This window comes from Microcoleus sp. LAD1_D3, from assembly GCF_036702135.1.
GTDB lineage: Bacteria > Cyanobacteriota > Cyanobacteriia > Cyanobacteriales > Microcoleaceae > Microcoleus.
The window spans coordinates 73,056-94,104 of record NZ_JAUBSB010000023.1; the positions used below are offsets into that span (position 1 = coordinate 73,056).

Consider the following 21,049-nt stretch of genomic DNA (forward strand, 5'->3'; position numbering starts at 1 on the left):
CGGACTTTTTTTGATTGCCAACACGGAATCTAACAAGGAACGAGAAATTTGATGGTTTTAGGACTTACGCAAAATTTCCACATCAGCGGGACAATCACGGGGGAGTATCCCTACAAACATCCTATTAAGAAACAATTGTCTCATTCCGCTCTTTAAAACATTGCCGCAACACAGAAACAGGCAGCTCATTCAATTGACCCGATCGCACAAATTCAGCATAAGTATCAGCCTCTATTGCCTGCAAATCCCCTTCGAGTTTGTCGATAGTCATCTGCCGCAGTTCAGGAGAGCGATCGTACATTTGATTGATTTCTGTTTGCAGCAAGTTTAATTTTTCTTGAAGCTGACTCACGAGATGATTGGAAAACTCAGGCTCGATTTTACGATCGCCCGATACTTCAGATAGATGCTTGAGAACCCGATTGAGAGCAACACGTTGGGCGATCGCCTCCAGATACTGCTGGCGGAACTCCTGGTTGTTCAACAACCCCAGTTTTTCCAGCAGCGCCTTGGTGGTTAAACCTTGTACTAGCAGGGTAAATAAAACTACGCCAAACACGATCGCAATAATTTTTTGCCGCTCTGGGAAAACCTCCGGCACGCTCAAAGCTAAAGCAATCGATACAGAACCCCGCAATCCTCCCCACCAAATCACAGTTCTATCGGCTAATGAAATTTCAGATTTTGCAAACCTATTGCTCAACCATCCTAAACCAAAAATAGCGATCGCTCGCGTCACAAACATCGCCACCACAGTTATGCCAATCACTCCTAAATTCGCTTGCAAACCAGCAAAACTAATCCGATCGCCAATCAGCAGGAACATGATCGAATTTACAAAAAACGCCAAAAAATCCCAAAATTGTGTTACCGCGAGTCTGGTACTGGGTTGCATACCTATCTGAGAGCCGAAATTGCCAAATATCAAGCCCATCACCACCACACCAATCACCCCAGAACCACCCAATTCCTCAACAATTATATAAGTGCCATAGGCTGAAACTAAGGTTAACGATTGCTCCACCAAAGGTAAATCAAACCGTTGGGTTAGATAGGAGATACCAAAACCGATCGCACTCCCGACAGCAATCCCAATTCCCACAAAAGCTAAGAAACGCCCCACCAGAAATGGGATGCCAACTTCATCCGTCCCTAAAGAGAATCCCACCAAAAAACTAAAGGCAACAACAGCAATGCCATCATTAAATAAACTCTCTCCCTCCACCAGCAAAGCTAGGCGTTTTTCAACTCCTAATTCCCGGAACAATGCAATAACTGAAACAGGATCTGTAGCAGATATACTAGCTCCTACCAACAGGGCGACTCCTAAAGAAACTCCAGCTATTTGGTTGAGAGCAAAAGCCACGCCAGCAACCGAAATAACAACACCCAAAACCGCATAAAGAGCGATCGGCACTAAATCCCGCTTGAGTTTAGACCATTCCAGATTCCAAGCAGCTTCAAACAAAAGAGGCGGCAAAAAAATCAACAGAATCAGTTCGGGCGAGAGCGACACCAATCGCACATCTATAAAAGCCAAACCCAACCCGACAATTACTAAAAGCAGCGTGTAGGGAATTTGGCGCAACCAGCCCCATAGTTGCGGCAGTATCGCCACACTTAAGGAAACTAATAGGACTAAGAGAAATTGCTTCAGATTGCCCTCGATAGTCGCTTCGTGAATTAGAGTTTCTGGGGTCATACAATTAGGGAGAAAATAGTTAACGCTTCGGTTTCGAGCGGGACTTATTCAGGGTCGCTCCCCGCACTTCTTCAACTTGACTGACTTGAAAAATTAGGGTAAATTTTTGGCCCATTTCTTTTTCGACAAATGCTTCTAAAAGCTGCACCTGTTTGGGTGTCAAAGCTTCGCTGCTGCGAACAATCAGACGAACCTCCGGCGGTTTTGCCAACCAGTTAGTATCAGTTTTAATCAGTTCCACCCGTTGAAAAGTGATAGTTCGGTTAAGCAACGCCCGCTTCAGACTGGCTTCGAGTTGCGCTTGCTCGATCAATTCCGCAAAACTCACCCCCAGAGGAATCACAAGTATAGCCGTCAATGCTAGCGCCCAAAAGAGGGCTTTACCAGCGCGATGCAGGGGCGTGTAGCCGGCCATTAAAGAGGTTAGCATACAGGAGAGAGTAATCCCCAGCAAATTAGTAAGATACAGGAGGCTTGCTCCCAAACTGAGCGACCAATTAGCTTGAGATAAGCCTAAACCTATAACACAAATTGGCGGCATGAGAGCCACGGCGATCGCAGTTCCCGCCAGAGTAGCAGAAACTTTGGGCTGAACTTTCGCATAGCCGCTGATTCCCCCAGCGGCGATCGCAATTCCTAAGTCTAGTAATGTAGGTTTAGAACGAGCTAGAACTTCGCTCCCAAAGTTGGGAAGTTGTATCAAAGCGCCCAAAAAACAAGCTAGAAAAATTGCTAGCACCGTCCCGACTGCTAATGAAATTAAACCTTTGCGGAAGAGGATAACGTTACCTTCTACCGCTCCAAATGCTAACCCTCGGATTGGCAACATCAGAGGCGCAATGATCATAGCACCGATAATGACGGCCGCACTGTTGGCAAGCAGTCCAAAGGTAGCGATTATACAGGAGCCGAGAATTAAGACAAGATAGTCAATATCTAGGGTTGATTCTTCCAACAAATCAACTCGTATTTGCTTTAGATGCTCTCGAGGAATCCTGCTCCTGGTGAAATATTTAAGACGGTCTCGAAGATGGTTGAGCAAAATAATCTCCTTAAGTCTGGGGCTTGTATCCGTATGCAGATGCGGTCAGTCGATTTTAGATTTTAGATTTTAGATTTTAGATTGTAAATTTACTCGACTGATTTTAGATTTTAGATTGACTCCACTGATCAATGTGGGAGCTTGAACAAAAATCTAAAATTTGGGGCTGCTTACGACAAGAGTCGGGGGCTTGTAGCCGTATGCAGGTGCGAGCAAAAGAATCAAAATCCCAGCCAGCAAGTTTTAGAAGATGTCCCGGAACCCGAAAGCAATTGCAGCGCCACTAATACCCAGCAGTTGAATCAAATCCCCTCTCTTGAATGACGGAATGGCGATGAATAACGCGATCGGCAATAATTGATTTATAATCAAGATATATACTCCACCCCAATAATACCGAATCATGCTCGCAGAAGCAAACGCGACACTTTGGCCTAGTCTAATTACTGTTTCAGCATTAATTCTCTACTTCGTTGTTACCATCAACGTCGGCAGAGCTAGATTCAAACACAAAGTTTCTCCCCCGCAGATGACAGGAAACCCAGACTTTGAGCGAGTGTTGCGAGTTCAGCAAAATACCTTAGAGCAAATGATTCTATTTTTGCCCTCGCTGTGGCTGTTCTCGCAATTTATCAGCCCAATTTGGGGCGCCGGTATCGGTGCAGTTTGGATAATTGGACGCATTTTGTTTGCTTGGGGTTACTATCAAGCTGCCGAAAAAAGAGCGGCAGGATTTGGTATTAGTACCTTAGCTACTTTAGCTTTGCTTGGTGGTTCCTTAACAGGCATAATTATGTCGCTGCTGAAGGTTTGAGCGTAGCTTGCGATCGACATAATTGTTTCTCTAGTCGTTCTACTCGTTTCCAGGCAGAGCCTGGAAACGCAGATCCGGAGGCTCAGCCTCCAATTTTCCTGCTGAAAAAGCGAGGCAGAGCCTCGGCACAGGGGTTCCCAGGCAGAGCCCGGGAACCAGTTAACGAGTTAAATGTAATAAATGTTAGGAGTCAATATGTCAGAAACCAACAAACCCGTATTTGAAATTAACCCGAAACTTTTTCAGCAGCTTGTCGAGTGGCAAGAAAAACTTGAACGAGAAGATGAATTAGCAAGCAAGTCAGAAAACGAGAAACCAACTGAGGTAATAACTCCTCCCGACAGTGATGAACAGCATTCTCAAACAGATAATTTTTAGCTGGTGGCTAGCAGCATCTTTTGGATTTCCGGCTGCTGTCTCGGCTCAATCGCTGACACCTAGCCAAATTCAGCAAATCAATAGCGGTTTGTTTCGTTCTAACTCTCAAGATTTCTTTCAGCAAGGCTATCGCCAACTGGAAAGAGAAATCGCAACTTTGTTGCAACAAAATGTCAGTTCCCAAGGCAATATTTTGGAGATTGATGAAAAATTGCTCTCTCAGATTTGCAGCAAAAAAATTAAAATATCCTCGCGGCATTCTGATACAATAAATGCTGCTCAGATGGCTGATTTTCAGACCCAATTAAAAGACATGTGCAGACACAATTAAAATGAAAGTGAGGTTACTATTCAAAGTTTAGTGGTAATGGATAAAGAGGCAATGGCAAAGTTAAAAACAGCCATGCTGGAAGCGGAAACCGCTGCTCATTTGGCGGCAATCATTATTGATTATACTCATGAGGAAATAATGATAGTTTTTCAGGAGCTAGAAGCGGAACAACAGGAGAGAATTAAGAGTGTTTGGAAGACTGTTAGTTAAAGTAGATTGACCAAAATCAGAGGTTTTAATTTTTAACCGCAGATGTAAGCCGATAGACGCAGATGAACGCAGATTTTATTCGGTTAGTGTTCGCTGTGTATAACAATCTTAATTTGTACACAGCGAACAATGACATATCTAAACTAGGGATTCGAGGCATAATTGGCGGAAATGATCGCCCCGTTGCTCGAAGTTTTGGTATTGATCGAAGCTAGCACAGGCTGGGGAAAGCAGCACTACTTTAGCCGGATTTTGTTGGGCTAATTCTGCAGCTCGCGGGATTGCTCGTTCCATTGTTCCGACAATTTCCCAAGAGTTGTAATTTGCTTGTGCTAGCCGATCGGCAAAAATACCTGCCGCATCCCCAATTAGCAACACCCCAGCAGCTTTCGCCTTGATTGTATCAATCCAAGCGCGATCGTCCCCTTCTTTGGCGTCGCCGCCCGCAATTAAAATCGCCGGTGCGCTCACAGAAGCCAACCCGACTTGGGCGGCGTCATAATTAGTAGCTTTGCTGTCGTTGATGAAATCTATGCCTTCCCAAGTGCAGATGTGTTCGAGGCGGTGCGAAACTCCGGGGAATTTAGCGATCGCCCGGGCGATCGCACTTTTATCTATCCCCGCTAAATTAGCCGCCGCCACCGCCATTAACAAATTCTGCAAATTGTGTTCTCCCACCATCCGCAAAGACTCAGCAGGCAGAATTTTCTCGCTTTGAGCTATTACCCAACCGTTTTCGATGTAAGCTCCAAAAGTGCGATCGCCCAACAAATCTTTTTCACCTTTGACACTCGTCCAACACGCATCCGGCCAAACCTCAACTCCTTGTTGCCGCAAACAAGGATCGTCGCCGTTGATTACTTGCAATTCAGACTTTTTCAGCAAATGCGCTTTAATGTTGTAGTAATTTTCTAAAGTTTTGTGGCGGCTGAGGTGATCCGGCGTCAAAGTCGTCAAAACTCCGATGCGTGGCGCTACAAACGGCGAGGATTCTATCTGATAGCTGCTGATTTCTGCGATTACCCAATCTGGCGGTTTTTCGGCTAAAGCTAATTCACACGCAGCATAGCCAATATTGCCACAAGCGGGAGCGTAAAGCCCTGCCTCGGCAAAAATAGCAGCAATTAAAGCAGTAGTAGTGGTTTTGCCGTTAGTGCCCGTAATTCCCACCCAAGGAGATTTGAGGTAACGCCACGCGAGAGCCATTTCTCCTATTGTTTCAATGCCTAACTCTCTGGCGCGCACTAATGCTGGACTGTCCCAGGGAACCCCTGGACTTACTACTATTAATTCTATCGATTCGACTGGTTCAAAGGATTTACCTAACTCAACTTTAATTCCTTCGTTAGCGAATTCCTGTTGCTGTTCGAGCAAGTTTGGGGAAGATGAGCGATCGCTCAGCGTTACTTCCCATCCTTCGCGTTTTAGCAGTCTGGCGGCGGCAATTCCTGATTTTCCTAGTCCAATGATATGAGCGATCGGCATAAGTTGTGTGTGTGATGGAGCGAATTTCCCTGGTTTTATAAGTTTATATCTTAACCTTGAATTGGTTGTTGACTATTGGCCTTTTTGCTTATTTTTTAAGAGAGCGATCGCACTCTGCCCAGACGCGCGCGGTTCGGCAATAATCCTAATAGATTTACTCGTTTTATTGGTAAGCTTTAATGTTATTGGGAGGGCGATTTTTAACAAGTACGTTTCTCAAGTTGGTTTGTCGGCAGGCCCACTCGTTTGCCGCCAGGCCCGCCAGGGGTTGAAAACCCCTGTCTAACAGCTAAAGTCAGTTAAAACTGACTGAAAAGTTTGGTATGTGTGGGTTTCAGTCGTCTTAAGAGGACTTTCGCTTTGAGACGGGGGTTTCAACCCCCGGCGGACTGAAGCGGAGGTTTTCAATCCCCGGCGGACTCAAATCTTGTCAATTTTAACCTTTCACGATCGCCCCAAAGTCAGCCAACACCCGCGCATGATTCCGCAGCAAACCCAGTAAATTTAACCGATTTTGCTTAATTTCCGGGTCAGAATCCATCACCAAAACGCTTTCTGGCCCGTCGAAAAAGTTGCTGACAGTCGGAGCAATTTCAGTCAAACTATCTACCAACTGCTGGTAATTGCGAGTTTGCTTGGATAGCAGGGTTTGCGGCACTAACTGCACGACTGCATCATAGAAAGCTTGTTCAGACGACTTTTGAAATAACTCCGGTTTCACCGCCGTTTTCGGTTCCAATTCTATTTTATCCAAATCACCTTGAGCCGCCAAACGAGTTGAACGGTTGATTGTTTCGTAAATTAGATCCAATGTATTGTCATTGCGGATTTGTTGTAGGAAAAGCGCTCTTTCCAGTGCGTCTAACAAATCTCTCAATGCTCGTTCAGTATATTCTGGGTCGTTTTCTCCCAAAACGGCATTTACCAAATCGTAATCTACATTCTTTTCTTCTTGCAACAAAGTCCGAATTCTTTGCAGGAAAAACTCGTATAACTGATCCAGCAAGTCCGCCGATGTTTGCGGGCGCGCTGCGGTAAATTCGGTAACAACTTCTGCAAGCAACTGGTGCAAATTGATTGGCAACTGAGCCGCCCAAATAATGTTAATTATTGCATTAGCAGCGCGGCGCAAAGCGAAGGGATCGGATGAACCACTCGGCAACATTCCCAAGCCGAAGATGCTGACTAAAGTATCTAATTTGTCGGCTATTGCGACAATTTGACCAGTCAGAGTTTGAGGCAAATTGTCGCCCGCACCTTTTGGCAAATAATGTTCAAAAATCGCTGTGGCTACTTCTTCCGATTCGCCACTTGCTAAGGCGTATTTCTGCCCCATGATTCCTTGCATTTCTGGAAGTTCGTAAACCATTTGGGTTACGAGGTCGGCTTTGCAAAGTAAGGCTGCTCTTGCTATGTAAGCTTGTTGTTCGTCTGTTATTTGCAGTTGAGTAGCTAGGAGGCTGGCAATCTTGCAGAGTCGATCGACCTTTGCGCGCACTGTCCCCAAATCTTCCTGGAAAGTAACGGTTGCCAACTTGGGCAAATAATCCTCTAGAGGCTTTACCAAGTCTGCTTTGTAGAAAAACTGACCGTCTGCTAATCTCGCTCGCACTACTCGCTCGTTACCAGCGGCAATAATCGCCGCTTTAGCCGGGTCGCCGTTGGAAATTGTAATGAAATAGGGCAGAAGTTCGGGATAATCGGGGCTTTTGAGGATGGGAAAATACCGCTGGTTTGTAACAATAATTGTGGTGATTACTTCCGGCGGCAATATCAAAAATTCCTCGTCAAATTTGCCGACAACTGCGTTCGGCCATTCTACTAAGTCGGTGACTTCTTCTAACAAATCTTCGGTAATGTCGGCGTAACCGCCTTGTTTTGTCGCTGCGGCTTCTACTTGTGCTTTAATTTGATTTTTGCGCTGGGTTCGATCGACCTCCACGCAAGCAGCCCGCAGACACTCGACATAATCCTCGGCTTGCGGAATCGAGACAGGCTGCGGATGTAACACCCGGTGTCCTTGGGAAATTCGATCGCTCTTGACCGTATCCGAACCGCTGACCAATGTAATTGGCAGTACACTATCATCAAACAGTGCCACGATCGATCGAATTGGGCGTGGAAACTTCAAATCTCCGTCGGCCCACCGCATAAATCTTTTGCCTTCTAACTTATTAATCCACTGCGGCACAAGTTCTGTCAAAATATCCGCTGTCATCCGCCCCGGAATCTGTTTGAGCACAAACACAAAATCGCCTTTATCCGTAGCCCGAACTTCCAAAGCATCAATTTCGACGCCCTGCTTTTTCGCAAAACCTTCGGCTGCTTTCGTCGGTTTGCCATCTTTAAAAGCCGAACTTGCGGGTGGCCCTTTTACCTCTTCTTCTCTATCTAATTGCTGAACTGACAGTCCTTTCACGAGAACGGCCAAACGCCTCGGAGTAGCGTATACATTAATAGAGTCATTTGTCAAGGATTCTTCTGCCAGCGTTGCAGGTACAAGTCGCTGCCACTGCTGGGCGCTGCCTGAGACAAAAGATGCGGGCAATTCTTCTGTACCGAGTTCTAATAAAAAGTTAGGCATATCGCACCGTAATGGAATTTTGTTTAGGGTAATTTAAGGTAATTTATCCGATCGCGCGATCGTATATCTGAAATATCTGAAAAATACTCAAAAATCCAGGATACCACGTAAAATCGGGGGTGAAAGACAATATTCTCGACAGCCCATGACCTTGGCCCAAAGACTAGGACAAGATTGGAAGTCTCGACTCGAACAAGATTGCCCGCAGGAGAGTTCTAGCACTCGCGAGAGTGTTGTCCGCTGGCTGTTGGGAGACAAGCCCGAAAGATTTGACACTCTTAGCCCAACTCAATTGTCTGTCGCCTCTGGGGCGATCGACTTTTTATATCGAATTTTGATTTCTCGGTATCTGGGAGTACCCCCAGAAAAAGCTTACCGCAACTTGATCGGGCGGCTCGGCGGTTTGGTTGTGCTCCGACAAAAAATCCAAGCGTGGGTTTCCCTGAGTCGCGACAGACAGCGGAGTGCGGTGGAGGTACTACAAGAAGTGATTCAGGAAATGCTCAATTCCGATCGCTACCTGCAGCAGCAAGTCGCCTGGATTGCCGAATGCACCTCAGACAGACGCCTGCGAAATGCTTTGCTGCTAGCGAGCACAGAAGAATACTGCTTGCGGCCGATTCGCAACCAGCCGCTGCTGGTGTACCGTTTTGTCAACTACCTGCGGCGTGCCCAGCGGGGCGGGTTGACCCAAGTGCCTGCGGGAGACTGGGTGCGGCTGGTGTCGGAACAGGTTCTACCCGACGATACAGACGAACCGCTCAGCCTGCTAGACGAACAGGCGATGTCGGAGTATCGAGAAAATCAAGCTTGGGAAGAGCAGCAAACTCAGCGGCAGATTGTCCAACAAGAATTTGAGAATTACTTGGCCGCTGAAGTCGATCCGCTGGCTTCCCGGTGGCTGCAGCTTTACCTGCAAGGTCGTTCCCAAGAGGCAATTGCCGAGGATTTGAAGGTTCCGATCAAGCAAATTTACCGTTTGCGAGAAAAAGTCAGTTACCACGCGATTCGGGTTTTTGCGGTCAAACAAGCACCGGAATTAGTCGCCAACTGGCTGGAAACTTCGCTCAAAGAACACAGTTTGGGCTTGACTCCGGCTCAGTGGGAGCAATATTTACAAAACCTCACGCCGGTGCAGCGGCAGTTGGTAGAATCGCTGAAAGCCGGGAAAAGTGTAGAGACGATCGCATCTGAATTAAAGCTGAAAACCAATCAAGTCATCGGCGAGTGGAGCAAACTCTATTTAGCAGCTCAATCCCTCCGCAACGAGTAGATTGGTAATGGGTGGCGGGCAATTGCTAATTGTTAATGGGCGGTAGCATTTTTCAGAATCGCCGCTACAAATCTATTCCCGAACAGCCACAGATTACTGCGAGTTTCCCCGTGGAAAACCGCGCGATCGCCCCTTGTATCAATTCAGGTTAGAGCGATCGGGATATCGTGGCGCTGCCGTGACGATCGCGATCGGAGACGATCGCAGTCAACTCTCTGGGCTAAGATACTAGCAGCACGATCGACTTTTCAGGATTTTTTAACCAATCCTAAATTCAGCGGTTGCCCGTAAATCATCGGTTGTGGTGCATCTGTAATACTTGCGTATTCCTGACATAATTCTATTGTTGCTAGCCACGGGAATCTGTCTTGGGCGATCGATGATAGTGGGTCTAGACTGCGCTAGTCATCATCTAGTTCTCAATCTTTTGGTAGAATTTGAGGCTGCAATACAGAAGGGAGAAAATTCTGGGACTAAGGATTTTTCTTTAATAAAAGCTTCCGGTTGTTAGACCAATTCCTCCGTCAGGGAAGTTGCAGCGTTTAATTTTATCGCATCAGGTTGGTGCGTCGCGCTCGATCGCGCTTCCAACTACAAAGCAGCTAATGGTACATACATCTTCAACAGACTCGGCAGCTACAATGGACTCCGATCGAATATTTCAACTAATCGACACAGTTGTCCCCTTTGAAGCTTGCCTTTATTATCAAGTTTTGCCTTTATCTCTAGAAGGCAATCTGTTTAAATTGGGCGTAGTCGATGCCCAAGATGACTCCGCCTTGGACTACGTGCAGCGGATTTTAGCTTACATGAATTGCTCAGTCACAACAGAGCCAATTGCCTCGGAAACTCAGCGCTCGATGCTCTCAGCTTACTTGCTGCACGGGAACCAGCTTCGAGAACCCAGCCAGACAGAAACCGCCGCAGCCCCAACACCCAAAAATCCCGCATCAGCAACTTCAGGCCCCACAGCAGAAACGCTGCTGTCAGGGCCCGAACCCTCGATGCCCACTCCTGAGCGGTTTAAACCTGCGGGCGCTGAGGTTCCCCCGACACCGACACAGCTATCGGTTTTGAATGTCGAGGCCTTGCACTTGTCAAGCCGAGTGGAAGTTTTGGCAGCTTTGCCCGCGCCCCAACTGCTGCAAGAATTGCTCGGTAGAGTGCTGCGAGAGGGTATCGGCCGCCTATTTTTTGAGCGGCACCAGTCCCACGGCCGCATTCTTTGGAGTCAAGACGGCGTTTTGAAATCGATGCTCGAAGGTATCGATATCGTCCTGTTCCAAGAGGTCATTGAGGAGTTGAAGCGGCTGACAGATATGCCTGCTGGCCCGGTGGAACAGCCCAAACAAGTCGAAGTTGAACGCATATATCAAAACACTCATTTGCTGTTGCGCTTACGGGTAATGACGGTGGGTGGCAAGGAAGAAGCCACCCTGCAAGTTTTACGGGGGGCAGCTTTGAGGTTTTACCAGCAGCAGCAGTTGTCTAATTTGAGTCGGGACGCGCTGCGGCTTGCCGAAGAATTGCAGCGGAAAGTGAATCAAATTCGCGATCAAACTCGGCTTTCTTCTTTGCCTTTAGAGGGGTTGCCCGCTTTGGAACAGGTGATTAGAAATCTTGACGACCAAATGGAAGCTTTGCTGCACGAACACAATCCGGATCAGCCCTAATCAGCCATAGATGACTGTTTTCGCGATCGGACTCGCTTACCTCACAAACCCGGTTTCTGCCTATATTTCTCCTTTATTTATTAGTCCGCGTAGACGAAAGTTTGTGCAGTAGGGATTTAATATCCAATCTGTTAGCATCGGAATTATTCAGCTCTCTATTCTCTTTCTTCATCTGCGTGAATCTGCGTGAATCCATTGTCATCTGCGGTCCCGAAATTCTCTTTTTTTAACCCCAGATACAGGCAGATAAACATAGATAAACACAGATGAATTATATCAATCGCCTACTCCGAGCGAGAGGTTTTTAAATGCACGAGTCTCAAGCGTGTTCAAAAACATCCTTATACTGCAATAAATCCAAACTCACAAAAACTGGCAAACACTGAAAACATTGCTGTGCAATTTCCCACCGTTCTTCTCGCTGCAACATAGCAGTCAACTTTTGTTTAGCGCTCAGCAAATAGCGGACATCGTTAGCAGCATAATTTAGTTGATCGTCAGAAAGATTAGTCGCATTTCCCCAGTCGGAACTTTGAGATGTTTTATTTAATTCTACCTTTTCGAGTTCTAGAATTAATTCTTTCAATCCGTGTTTGTTGGTATAAGTTCTAGCAAGTTTACTAGCTAGCTTGGTGCAGAAAACTGGTGCAATGTCAATACTTAAATTGTAACGCATTGTTGCCATATCAAAGCGCGCAAAATGAAATACTTTCTCAATACTTTCGGCTTCCATTAACTGCTTTAAATTCGGTGCTGCAGTCTGGCCTTTGGCAATCCGCACCACTGCAACTTTACCTTGCGGATCGCACAACTGCACCAAACACAAGCGATCGCGCCAAGGTAGCAAACCCATTGTTTCCGTATCAACGGCGATCGCCGGCGCAGTCAAATAATAAGATAAGAGAGAATGGGGAATATCACCATCGCACACTTGAAAATCTGCAAATTCCATTATTGGTAACTGTTGAGTGTTGACTGTTGACTGTTGACTGTTGACTGCCTTCTTCCCTCTTCCCTCTTCCTTCAGCTTACCGACTGCGAACAAAAAGCTGAGTAAAATAATACTCGCCTTTGGCATTTTTGGCAACCCCAATACCTGTCACATTAAACTGACCTTCCATATTCTTACGGTGGCCGTCACTTTTAATCCAACCCTCAACAGCATTGCGTACCGGGTCGTTGTAGCCAAAATTGTAAGCAAGATTTTCAGCTACACTTTGATAAGGAACCGTAATTGCTTTCGCCCGCCCTTCAAATCCATCGTGGCTAAAACTTACTTTACCCTTAGCCATATCTTCGCTGTGAATTCTTGCTACCTGACTAATTCGCGGATCGATACTCAGCGGCGGCAACTTTTTAGATGCTCGGTATTGATTTATCTGTTGGTTAACCGCTTTTTCTAAGTCAGTAATAGCACTCGAAGCAACATTAGTATTCATGGGAGTTTGTGGCAGCGATCGCGTAGGAATGAAGGTGTCACACTTAGGCAGGATTGTCAACAATCCCAAATACATAAAAACCAAAGCTTTGGACATGAAATCAAACGAGAAATAAAGTTAATTGTTACCGATTCCTACAGGGCGATCGCCCCACATTCCGCTAAACTAGATATTCAGAACTTTCGCCACAGTGTTCACGTCTTTGTCGCCGCGTCCCGAACAGTTCAGCACAATGCGCGGATTGCCTGTTAGCTGCGGGCACAGAGTCTCCAAATAGGCGATCGCATGAGCAGTTTCCAAAGCTGGAATAATCCCCTCCAACTGCGACAGCCGCTGAAATGCTTCCAGCGCTTCTGCATCCGTTACGCTATAATATTCAGCTCGACCCGCATCCTTCAAATAACTGTGTTCCGGCCCCACACCCGGATAATCCAAACCCGCACTAATCGAATGTGGCTCGATTACTTGACCTTCATTATCTTGCAGCAAATAACTCATCGCCCCGTGCAGAACTCCCACACTTCCTTTAGTCAAAGTAGCAGCGTGTTTATCAGTTTCCACGCCTTCGCCCGCCGCTTCCACACCGATCAATCTGACAGTTTCTTCCCCGACAAACTCGTGAAAAAGACCCATTGCATTAGAACCGCCACCGACGCAAGCTAATAAAACATCCGGCAAACCACCCCACTTTTCCTGACACTGAGCGCGGGTTTCTTGACCGATTATCGCATGGAAATCGCGCACCATCATCGGGTAAGGATGGGGGCCTGCTACGGAACCAAGAATGTAATGAGTTGTCTCCACGTTTGTTACCCAGTCGCGAATCGCTTCGGAAGTCGCATCTTTCAGCGTTCCCGTACCCGCCGCCACCGGCCGCACTTCGGCTCCCATCAGCCGCATTCTAAACACATTTAAAGCCTGTCTTTCCATGTCATGAACGCCCATGTAGACAACGCATTCTATCCCGAAACGAGCGCAAACTGTGGCAGTAGCAACGCCATGTTGACCGGCACCTGTTTCGGCAATTACCCGCTTTTTGCCCATACGTTTTGCTAACAATGCTTGAGCTAAAGCGTTGTTAATTTTGTGAGCTCCGGTGTGGTTTAAATCTTCGCGTTTGAGGTAAATTTGCGGGCCAGTTCCGTCTGCTTTAGCATAATGCTCGGTGAGGCGTTCGGCAAAATACAAAGGGCTGGGGCGGCCGACATAATCTTTGAGCAATTGTTGGAGTTGCTGTTGAAATTCCGGTTCGCTGCTGTATTTGTGGAAAGCGGCTTCTAGCTCGAACAAAGCCGGCATCAGGGTTTCGGGGACGTATTTACCGCCGAATTTGCCGAATCTGCCGAGGGAGTCGGGGCGTTGGGCGCTGGTTTCGGTGGTGAGAGGCAGGGGAGTGACAGTCATTTGATTTTAGATTTTAGATTTTAGATTTTTTAGATTGGCGGGTAAGCTATAGGCTTGGTGTCGATCGTACCAAATCGCTTGGGGACTTGAGCCGATCGAACAAATTTCATTATAATTCCTTGAATCCTTGACGGGTTCATACAATAGGTAGAAGATGGGATCGCAAACGAGCGATCGCAACCATACCCCAATTCACTAAAACTAGAAATACCCGTAATAAAAGTTCCGGCATTTTAACATATGGCAGCCCAAAAACGCAAAGATTCTGATATCAAGACGACAGACGGCAAACGAATAGTTTACTCCGAGTTTGGCAATGTTGACAATTCGGCCGCCCTCGAAAGAGGAGTTGCCGAAGTCCCGCCTGCTCAACAAAATTTGAGAGTGCAAGCGTCTCGCAAAGGCCGCGGCGGCAAAACTGTCACTGTCATCACCGGGTTTCAGGGAAAACCTGAAACTTTGGCAGCTTTAGCAAAGCAGCTTAAAGCTCAATGCGGTGCAGGAGGGACGGTTAAGGAAAATGAAATCGAACTTCAGGGCGATCGAGCTCAACAACTTCTCGAAATTCTCACAAAACTCGGCTATAAAGCTAAAGTTAGTGGAGGATGATTAGTCATTAGTCATTACCGTGTTTTAATTTTTAACCTTCATGTACACTCGACCTTTAGCTCGTTTAATCGAACAATTGCAACGCTTGCCCGGAGTCGGCCCAAAAACAGCCCAGCGTTTAGCTTTACATATTTTGAAGAGGCCCGACGAAGAAGTGCAAGCCCTAGCTAAATCTTTGATTGATGCCAAACAGCAAGTAGGTTTCTGTCAAGTATGCTTTCACTTATCTGCTGACCCTGTTTGCGAAATCTGCCGCAATACCAACCGCGACAGTCATACCATTTGTGTAGTGTCAGAATCCCGCGATGTAATTGCTTTAGAAAAAACGCGGGAGTATATGGGCAAATATCACGTTGTTGGCGGCGTTATCTCGCCCATGGATGGAATTGGCCCGGAACAATTGAACATTCAACCATTAGTCCGCCGCGTCAGTCAGCAAAAGATTAAGGAAGTAATTATTGCTATTAGTCCTAGCGTGGAAGGCGAAACTACTACTCTTTATATCGGTCACTTATTAAAACCTTTTACCCTAGTGACGCGCATAGCTTTTGGTTTGCCGATGGGGGGAGATTTGGAATATGCCGATGAAGTTACATTGGCTCGTGCTTTGGAAGGAAGGAGGGAGTTGGATTAGTTGAAAACGGGTGAGGGCTGATTTAAAAATAAGAGAAACGAACCGCGAAGACGCCAACGACACGAACGAAGAGAAGAGAGGATGAAGAGTTGACAATTGATGCGACGAGAGCTATATCCTAAGCTTCTGCGATTGCTTCGCTGAGGCTCGCAATGACAAAATTGTAAGATATTAAACCCGCGTCGGCGGGTTTTGTCTGTGTAGCGACAGGTTTCAACCTGTCGGGTATTTGGTATTTGGTTTTTGGTCTTGAGTTTCGTTGTTCCCTGTCGTCACTGCCGCGAAAGGGTAAACTGGACAAAGTTACCGAGAGTAAAAATCATGACCCAATTCGATCGACCTTTAAGCTACCCCACAACCCGCAAAATCGACCAAACAGACGACTACCACGGCGTCAAAGTACCCGATCCTTACAGGTGGCTGGAAAATCCTGACTCAGAGGAAACCCAAGCTTGGGTGGAAGCCCAAAATGCAGTCACCTTCGGCTACCTCAACGAAATTCCGGCGCGCGAAAAAATCAAACAGCGTCTGACTCAACTTTGGGATTACGAGAAATACGGCATACCTTTCAAAGAAGGATCTCGCTATTTCTACTACAAGAATGACGGTCTGCAAAACCAATCCGTACTCTATACTTTAACATCCCTTGACTGCGAACCCAAAGTATTAATTGACCCCAACACACTCTCAGAAGATGGAACCGTTGCTTTGGGTAGCGTAGCTATCAGCGAAGACGGCAAACATATGGCTTACGGTTTGTCAACTTCCGGCTCGGATTGGCAAGAATGGAAAGTCCGCGATATCGAAACAGGCGCAGATTTATCCGATAATTTAAAGTGGGTGAAATTCTCAGGCGCATCTTGGACTCACGACGGTAAAGGCTTTTTTTACAGCCGCTACGACGAACCCAACGAAAAAAGCAAGCACGAAGAAGTTAACTATTACCAAAAACTGTTTTACCACCAAATCGGCACGCCCCAATCTGAAGACGTATTAATCTACGCTCGCCAAGACCAAAAAGAATGGGGATTTAGCGGCGGCGTCACTGAAGACGGCAAATATCTAATTGTATCAGTTTGGCAGGGAACTGAAACAAAAAACCTGATTTTCTATAAAGACTTAACTGCCCCTGAATCGCCCGTTGTAGAACTGATTAACGAATTTGAGGCAGAGTACAGCTTCATCGACAATGAAGGCCCTCTCTTCTGGTTTCAAACTGACTTAAATGCACCCTGTGGCCGGGTAATTGCGATCGACACCAACAACTCCCCTCCTTTATCCCTCGCTGGCGATGACAGTCAAGGGAAATTTACAGAAATTATCCCCGAAGCAGCCGAAACCCTCCAAGGTATTGGCATCCTCAACAATCAATTTGTGGCTTCTTATCTGAAAGATGCTTACACTCAAATTAAAATCTTCAACTTAGACGGCTGTTTCACGCGAGAAATAGCTTTGCCGGGAATCGGTTCGGCGGGAGGATTTGGTGGCAAGCGGTACGATACCGAAACTTTTTATGCTTACACGAGTTTCACTACACCAAACACGATTTACCGCTACAACATGGTGACAGGCGAAAGCACAATTTACCGCCAACCGAATGTAGATTTTAACCCCGACGATTACGAGACAAAGCAAGTATTTTATCCCAGCAAAGACGGCACGCAAGTACCGATGTTTATCACGCACAAAAAAGGCTTGCAGCTTGATGGCAATAACCCCACTTATCTTTACGGATACGGCGGTTTTGGCGTGTCGCTAACTCCAAGTTTTTCGATTAGCAATGTCGTGTGGCTGGATCTGGGCGGAGTTTATGCGATCGCCTGTTTGCGGGGCGGCGGCGAGTACGGCGAAGAATGGCACCAAGCAGGGACAAAGTTGAACAAGCAAAACGTGTTTGACGACTTTATCGCCGCCGCTGAATGGCTGATCGAAAACAAATACACCAAACCTGCCAAATTGGCGATCGCAGGCGGTAGCAACGGCGGTTTATTAGTAGGGGCTTGCATGACTCAGCGACCGGAATTGTTCGGCGCGGCATTGCCCGCAGTCGGGGTTATGGATATGCTGCGATTCCACAAGTTTACCATTGGTTGGGCCTGGACTTCGGAATACGGTTCTCCCGATAATGCCGAGGAATTTCCGACAATTTACGGCTATTCTCCCCTGCACAACCTCAAACCGGGAACGGCTTATCCGGCGACAATGATTACAACTGCCGATCACGACGATCGCGTGGTTCCGGCCCACAGTTTCAAGTTTGCTTCTGCTTTGCAAGAAACCCACGCGGGAGAAAAACCCGTGTTAATTCGGATTGAAACTAAAGCGGGACACGGGGGCGGCAAACCTACTGCTAAAGTGATTGAAGAATTGGCTGATGAATGGGCTTTTTTAGTGCGCGAACTCGATATTGACGCTTAGCAAGCCGCGTTAGAGGGTGCGATCGACGCAGTTTGATGATTTAGATATAAAGAGGGTGTAAAGGGCGATCGTTCTTTTTGTATTCAAGGGCGATCGTTCTTTTTTGTCACCGCAATTCTGGTATTAACAGATATAATTTGTCAACTTTTTTTGTTAACTTTTGTAGCGCTATGTTGCTATTATTACATGGCTGTGAGTTTACTGCACACCCAATTAGTATAAGTATAAATCTCTAGAAATACGGTACTCTCAACTTTTAACAGCGATCGCACCTCAAAGTCAAAATCTGCCAATTTTTAGGAAATTAATATTTTCAGTATATTTACGGTTCAAGTTGTCTGAGCCAGCCTTGATGTCACCCGACTCAGAAAATTATCCTGAGGGGTGAGACCCCTTATGCTGATGGATCCGTAAGTAATTTACCATATAACTAACGTTAGACCTGAGATCATTTTTCCCAAAAATAGAGCATCTTGACTAACACAAAGGCTGTTACCCCTTATTCCTGTTAGGAGTTGCAGCAATCGGCCGCATCAGGACATCCCAGGGCGATCGCAGTAAATCCTGTCTACGGATTGACTAACATCACACATAACAAATATAGGTAACTATTATGTCTCACAAAAAAATAATTTTCTAAACTTTATAGTTGAAAGTTTATCGTCATTTATGAACAGGGGTAGCTTAGATTTAGCAACCAAATTAACCAAAAATGAAAACTCTCCCAAATCTGTCAAATTTGTCATCTACACACACACGGAAATCTACCAATATGGAGAATAAAATCTTGAGACAAGCTAGCCATAAAGCAGTGACGGCTAGTCGAAAAAATCTAGCAATTGTGGATTCAAAAGTAGAAAACTACCAAGAGTTCCTCAGGGGAGTGAAAAGCGATACAGAAGTAGTCCTGCTCGATAGAAGCCGGGATGGAATCGAACAAATTGCCGAAATTGCAGCATCGAGGCACAGCCTCAACAGCATTCAAATAGTTGCTCACGGCGCCTCAGCATCAGTAGAAATCGGCTCAACAGAACTCAATATTCACAATATAGAAACCTATTCCAGCCAATTGCAGCAGTGGGGTAAAGCTCTCAACGAAACAGGTAGTATTCTGCTGTTAAGTTGCAACACAGGCGCCGGGGAATCAGGTCTAAAATTCATACAAAAACTCAGCAAAATAACAGGAGCAAATGTTGCGGCTTCCAACAATCTAACAGGGAGTGCAGCACTAGGCGGCGACTGGAAATTAGAAATTACTACAGGACAAATAAATACCGAACTAGCCTTTGAAAAAAAAGTCCTAGAGGGCTACACCTCAGTCCTGGCAACCTTAGCGGCTGAAGAATTTAAAAATTCAACAGTAATCGGGCCTTGGATATATGGAGTTGGCAACGCCTCTACAGCTAACCCAGGCTTAACCGCAGGTGCCGCCAATCCCAACGGCGTTATTCCCGCTTTAGGGATTGGCGATACACCCGGAACAGGTACTTTGAGATTAACATCAAACGCCTTTAACCAAGCAGCTTTTGTAATCTACAACAACCCCATCTCTGCCACGGAGGGTCTGAGAGTTACCTTTGATTTCTTTGCCTATAACAGAGGTACTGTCCCTGATCCGAATGGTAACCTCCTTGGTGCCGATGGCATTAGTTTTTTCCTCATTGACGGAACAGCTACGCCAACAGAAGCGGGAGGCTTCGGCGGCTCTCTCGGCTATGCTCAGAATACTAATACTCCCACTTCACCCGGTATTTTAGGAGGTTATTTAGGTGTCGGATTAGACGAGTTTGGCAATTTTTCCAATCCCACGGCAGGGCGTGTGGGCGGCCCGGGACCGACACCTGATGCACTAGGAATTAGAGGCAGCCAAAGCACATCTTATAGATTTTTAACTAACACTCCCATTACCATTGGCATAGATAATAAAGATACAACCACTCGCAGTGCTGCTAAAAGAAGGGTTCAAGTTACCTTATTCCCGACGACTTCAGCAACACCTAACCGTCTGACAGTTGCCTTCGACTTGAACAGCAACGACCGCTTTGATGATGTGGGCGAAACACTGCTCGACATACCAAATTTGGCAAGCGTAAACGGAGAAGTGCCACGTACTTTTAAATTTGGCTTTGCTGCTTCGACAGGGGGAAACACAAACATTCACGAAATTAACAATGTCATAGTCGAAAGTATAGATCAGCCTACACTCGTAGCCGACGTTTCCATTGTTAAAAAAGGCCCGCTGTTCGCCACACCCAGCAGCACGATTACCTACACTATTACTTCCACTAATAACGGGCCAAACAGCGCCGAAAGCGTCCTGATTCAAGATCCGCTCCCAGAGGGCTTAACTTTCGTCAGCACTGACAACAACGGTAGTTTCAATCCCACAACGAGGACGGTCATCTGGCCGGCGATTCCGACTCTGGCTAACGGTGCTAGCACCACCCGCACCATAACCGCAATAGTTCCCCCAACACTCGGCGCTGCCTTAACTAACACGGCCTATAGCACCTCCAGCACTTTCGACCCAAATCTAGCTAACAACAATAGTTCCCAACCCATCTCTCAAGTCTCAACTACAATTGTTGCTGCTAGTGCCGATGTCGTTACCACCAAAACCGGGAGTACGGCAGCAGCACCGGGTGCAACAGTTACTTACACAATTTCCACAGTCAACAACGGGCCAAGCCTTGCCGATAACGTCACCGTTACCGACAGCATCGTTCCCAACTTAACAGGAGTAATCCCCTCCAACGGCGGTGTCTACGATCCCGCTACAGGTATAGTCACCTTCGCGCCAGTTGCTAGCCTAGCCAGCGGTGCCACCGTCACCAACACAGTCAGCTTCATCGCACCTGCATCCGGCAGCGTCAGCAACACCGCCAGAAGTACCTCACCTACCGCTGACCCCACTCCGGGCAACAACGAAGCTACAGTCACCACACCTCTGACACCTAGTGCCGATGTCGTTACCACCAAAACCGGGAGTACGGCAGCAGCACCGGGTGCAACAGTTACTTACACAATTTCCACAGTCAACAACGGGCCAAGCC

The 21,049-nt window shown here is 46.7% G+C and carries 18 protein-coding genes; 11 read left to right on the forward strand and 7 right to left on the reverse strand.

Annotated features, from left to right (window positions below; translation table 11 throughout):
* Positions 1–124: 124 nt before the first annotated feature.
* Complete coding sequence (locus QUA74_RS15380) at positions 125–1,702, reverse strand: sodium:proton antiporter (RefSeq protein WP_333330367.1); 1,578 nt, start codon at positions 1,700–1,702, stop codon at positions 125–127.
* A gap of 19 nt (positions 1,703–1,721) precedes the next feature.
* Positions 1,722–2,660 (reverse strand): DUF389 domain-containing protein, encoded by a 939-nt coding sequence (locus QUA74_RS15385; RefSeq protein ID WP_333330370.1) that lies wholly within the window; start codon positions 2,658–2,660, stop codon positions 1,722–1,724.
* 225 nt (positions 2,661–2,885) lie between these two features.
* Here QUA74_RS15385 and QUA74_RS15390 point away from each other — a divergent pair, with 225 nt between their 5' ends.
* The 5 genes from QUA74_RS15390 (at position 2,886) to QUA74_RS15410 (ending at position 4,477) form a co-directional block, all read left to right on the forward strand.
* A complete protein-coding gene (locus tag QUA74_RS15390) occupies positions 2,886–3,068 on the forward strand; it encodes a hypothetical protein (protein WP_333330373.1) in 183 nt (60 codons plus the stop codon).
* 79 nt (positions 3,069–3,147) lie between these two features.
* Positions 3,148–3,558: an MAPEG family protein gene (locus QUA74_RS15395; RefSeq protein ID WP_333330376.1), complete on the forward strand. Its 411-nt coding sequence runs from the start codon at positions 3,148–3,150 to the stop codon at positions 3,556–3,558.
* 195 nt (positions 3,559–3,753) lie between these two features.
* A complete protein-coding gene (locus QUA74_RS15400) occupies positions 3,754–3,936 on the forward strand; it encodes a hypothetical protein (RefSeq protein WP_333330378.1) in 183 nt (60 codons plus the stop codon).
* Positions 3,905–4,267, forward strand: coding sequence for a hypothetical protein (locus QUA74_RS15405; protein WP_333330413.1), 363 nt, complete (start codon positions 3,905–3,907; stop codon positions 4,265–4,267). Before QUA74_RS15400 ends, QUA74_RS15405 begins: the two co-directional genes overlap by 32 nt.
* Positions 4,268–4,303: 36 nt before the next feature.
* Positions 4,304–4,477, forward strand: a complete 174-nt coding sequence (locus QUA74_RS15410) for a hypothetical protein (RefSeq protein ID WP_333330381.1) — start codon at positions 4,304–4,306, stop codon at positions 4,475–4,477.
* Between the two features lie 138 nt (positions 4,478–4,615).
* On the opposite strand, the gene murD is transcribed toward QUA74_RS15410, so the two are convergent.
* Both murD and glyS read right to left on the reverse strand, forming a co-directional pair.
* Positions 4,616–5,962 carry a UDP-N-acetylmuramoyl-L-alanine--D-glutamate ligase gene (gene murD / locus QUA74_RS15415; RefSeq protein WP_333330384.1) on the reverse strand — a complete coding sequence of 449 codons (1,347 nt, stop codon included), beginning with the start codon at positions 5,960–5,962 and terminating at the stop codon, positions 4,616–4,618.
* Positions 5,963–6,398: 436 nt separating this feature from the next.
* Positions 6,399–8,546: a glycine--tRNA ligase subunit beta gene (gene glyS / locus QUA74_RS15420; protein WP_333330388.1), complete on the reverse strand. Its 2,148-nt coding sequence runs from the start codon at positions 8,544–8,546 to the stop codon at positions 6,399–6,401.
* Between the two features lie 145 nt (positions 8,547–8,691).
* Between glyS and QUA74_RS15425 the strand changes: the two genes are divergently transcribed.
* Positions 8,692–9,819, forward strand: a complete 1,128-nt coding sequence (locus tag QUA74_RS15425) for a HetZ-related protein 2 (RefSeq protein WP_333330391.1) — start codon at positions 8,692–8,694, stop codon at positions 9,817–9,819.
* 605 nt (positions 9,820–10,424) lie between these two features.
* Entirely contained in the window at positions 10,425–11,492 is a 1,068-nt protein-coding gene (locus QUA74_RS15430) for a hypothetical protein (RefSeq protein WP_333330394.1), read from the forward strand.
* A gap of 319 nt (positions 11,493–11,811) precedes the next feature.
* On the opposite strand, the gene QUA74_RS15435 is transcribed toward QUA74_RS15430, so the two are convergent.
* From QUA74_RS15435 to trpB, 3 genes are all read right to left on the reverse strand, one after another.
* The gene (locus QUA74_RS15435) at positions 11,812–12,444 is read right to left on the reverse strand and encodes a ribonuclease D (RefSeq protein ID WP_333330416.1); all 633 of its coding nucleotides are present in this window, start codon (positions 12,442–12,444) and stop codon (positions 11,812–11,814) included.
* A gap of 76 nt (positions 12,445–12,520) precedes the next feature.
* Positions 12,521–13,027: a CAP domain-containing protein gene (locus QUA74_RS15440; protein ID WP_333330397.1), complete on the reverse strand. Its 507-nt coding sequence runs from the start codon at positions 13,025–13,027 to the stop codon at positions 12,521–12,523.
* Positions 13,028–13,096: 69 nt separating this feature from the next.
* On the reverse strand, positions 13,097–14,335 hold the full coding sequence (trpB, locus tag QUA74_RS15445) for a tryptophan synthase subunit beta (RefSeq protein ID WP_333330400.1): 1,239 nt from the start codon (positions 14,333–14,335) through the stop codon (positions 13,097–13,099).
* A 240-nt stretch (positions 14,336–14,575) separates the two neighbouring features.
* On the opposite strand from trpB, the gene QUA74_RS15450 reads away from it, so the two are divergent.
* The 4 genes from QUA74_RS15450 to QUA74_RS15465 all read left to right on the forward strand — a co-directional run.
* Positions 14,576–14,944, forward strand: a complete 369-nt coding sequence (locus QUA74_RS15450; RefSeq protein WP_333330402.1) for a translation initiation factor — start codon at positions 14,576–14,578, stop codon at positions 14,942–14,944.
* Positions 14,945–14,984: 40 nt separating this feature from the next.
* Complete coding sequence (gene recR, locus QUA74_RS15455) at positions 14,985–15,578, forward strand: recombination mediator RecR (RefSeq protein WP_242725844.1); 594 nt, start codon at positions 14,985–14,987, stop codon at positions 15,576–15,578.
* A 321-nt stretch (positions 15,579–15,899) separates the two neighbouring features.
* Positions 15,900–17,996, forward strand: a complete 2,097-nt coding sequence (locus tag QUA74_RS15460) for a prolyl oligopeptidase family serine peptidase (RefSeq protein ID WP_333330405.1) — start codon at positions 15,900–15,902, stop codon at positions 17,994–17,996.
* A gap of 772 nt (positions 17,997–18,768) precedes the next feature.
* Positions 18,769–21,049: DUF4347 domain-containing protein (locus QUA74_RS15465; protein WP_333330408.1), on the forward strand; the 2,281-nt coding region annotated here is incomplete at its 3' end.

What these genes read in the sequence shown, in the direction of transcription:
- murD (WP_333330384.1), bottom strand. Translation starts at nt 5,962, where the DNA reads ATGCCGATCGCTCATATCATTGGACTAGGAAAATCAGGAATTGCCGCC.
- QUA74_RS15430 (WP_333330394.1), top strand. Translation starts at nt 10,425, where the DNA reads ATGGTACATACATCTTCAACAGACTCGGCAGCTACAATGGACTCCGAT.
- QUA74_RS15410 (WP_333330381.1), top strand. Translation starts at nt 4,304, where the DNA reads ATGGATAAAGAGGCAATGGCAAAGTTAAAAACAGCCATGCTGGAAGCG.
- recR (WP_242725844.1), top strand. Translation starts at nt 14,985, where the DNA reads ATGTACACTCGACCTTTAGCTCGTTTAATCGAACAATTGCAACGCTTG.
- glyS (WP_333330388.1), bottom strand. Translation starts at nt 8,546, where the DNA reads ATGCCTAACTTTTTATTAGAACTCGGTACAGAAGAATTGCCCGCATCT.
- QUA74_RS15460 (WP_333330405.1), top strand. Translation starts at nt 15,900, where the DNA reads ATGACCCAATTCGATCGACCTTTAAGCTACCCCACAACCCGCAAAATC.
- QUA74_RS15395 (WP_333330376.1), top strand. Translation starts at nt 3,148, where the DNA reads ATGCTCGCAGAAGCAAACGCGACACTTTGGCCTAGTCTAATTACTGTT.
- QUA74_RS15425 (WP_333330391.1), top strand. Translation starts at nt 8,692, where the DNA reads ATGACCTTGGCCCAAAGACTAGGACAAGATTGGAAGTCTCGACTCGAA.
- QUA74_RS15380 (WP_333330367.1), bottom strand. Translation starts at nt 1,702, where the DNA reads ATGACCCCAGAAACTCTAATTCACGAAGCGACTATCGAGGGCAATCTG.
- QUA74_RS15440 (WP_333330397.1), bottom strand. Translation starts at nt 13,027, where the DNA reads ATGTCCAAAGCTTTGGTTTTTATGTATTTGGGATTGTTGACAATCCTG.
- QUA74_RS15450 (WP_333330402.1), top strand. Translation starts at nt 14,576, where the DNA reads ATGGCAGCCCAAAAACGCAAAGATTCTGATATCAAGACGACAGACGGC.
- QUA74_RS15405 (WP_333330413.1), top strand. Translation starts at nt 3,905, where the DNA reads ATGAACAGCATTCTCAAACAGATAATTTTTAGCTGGTGGCTAGCAGCA.
- QUA74_RS15400 (WP_333330378.1), top strand. Translation starts at nt 3,754, where the DNA reads ATGTCAGAAACCAACAAACCCGTATTTGAAATTAACCCGAAACTTTTT.
- QUA74_RS15435 (WP_333330416.1), bottom strand. Translation starts at nt 12,444, where the DNA reads ATGGAATTTGCAGATTTTCAAGTGTGCGATGGTGATATTCCCCATTCT.
- trpB (WP_333330400.1), bottom strand. Translation starts at nt 14,335, where the DNA reads ATGACTGTCACTCCCCTGCCTCTCACCACCGAAACCAGCGCCCAACGC.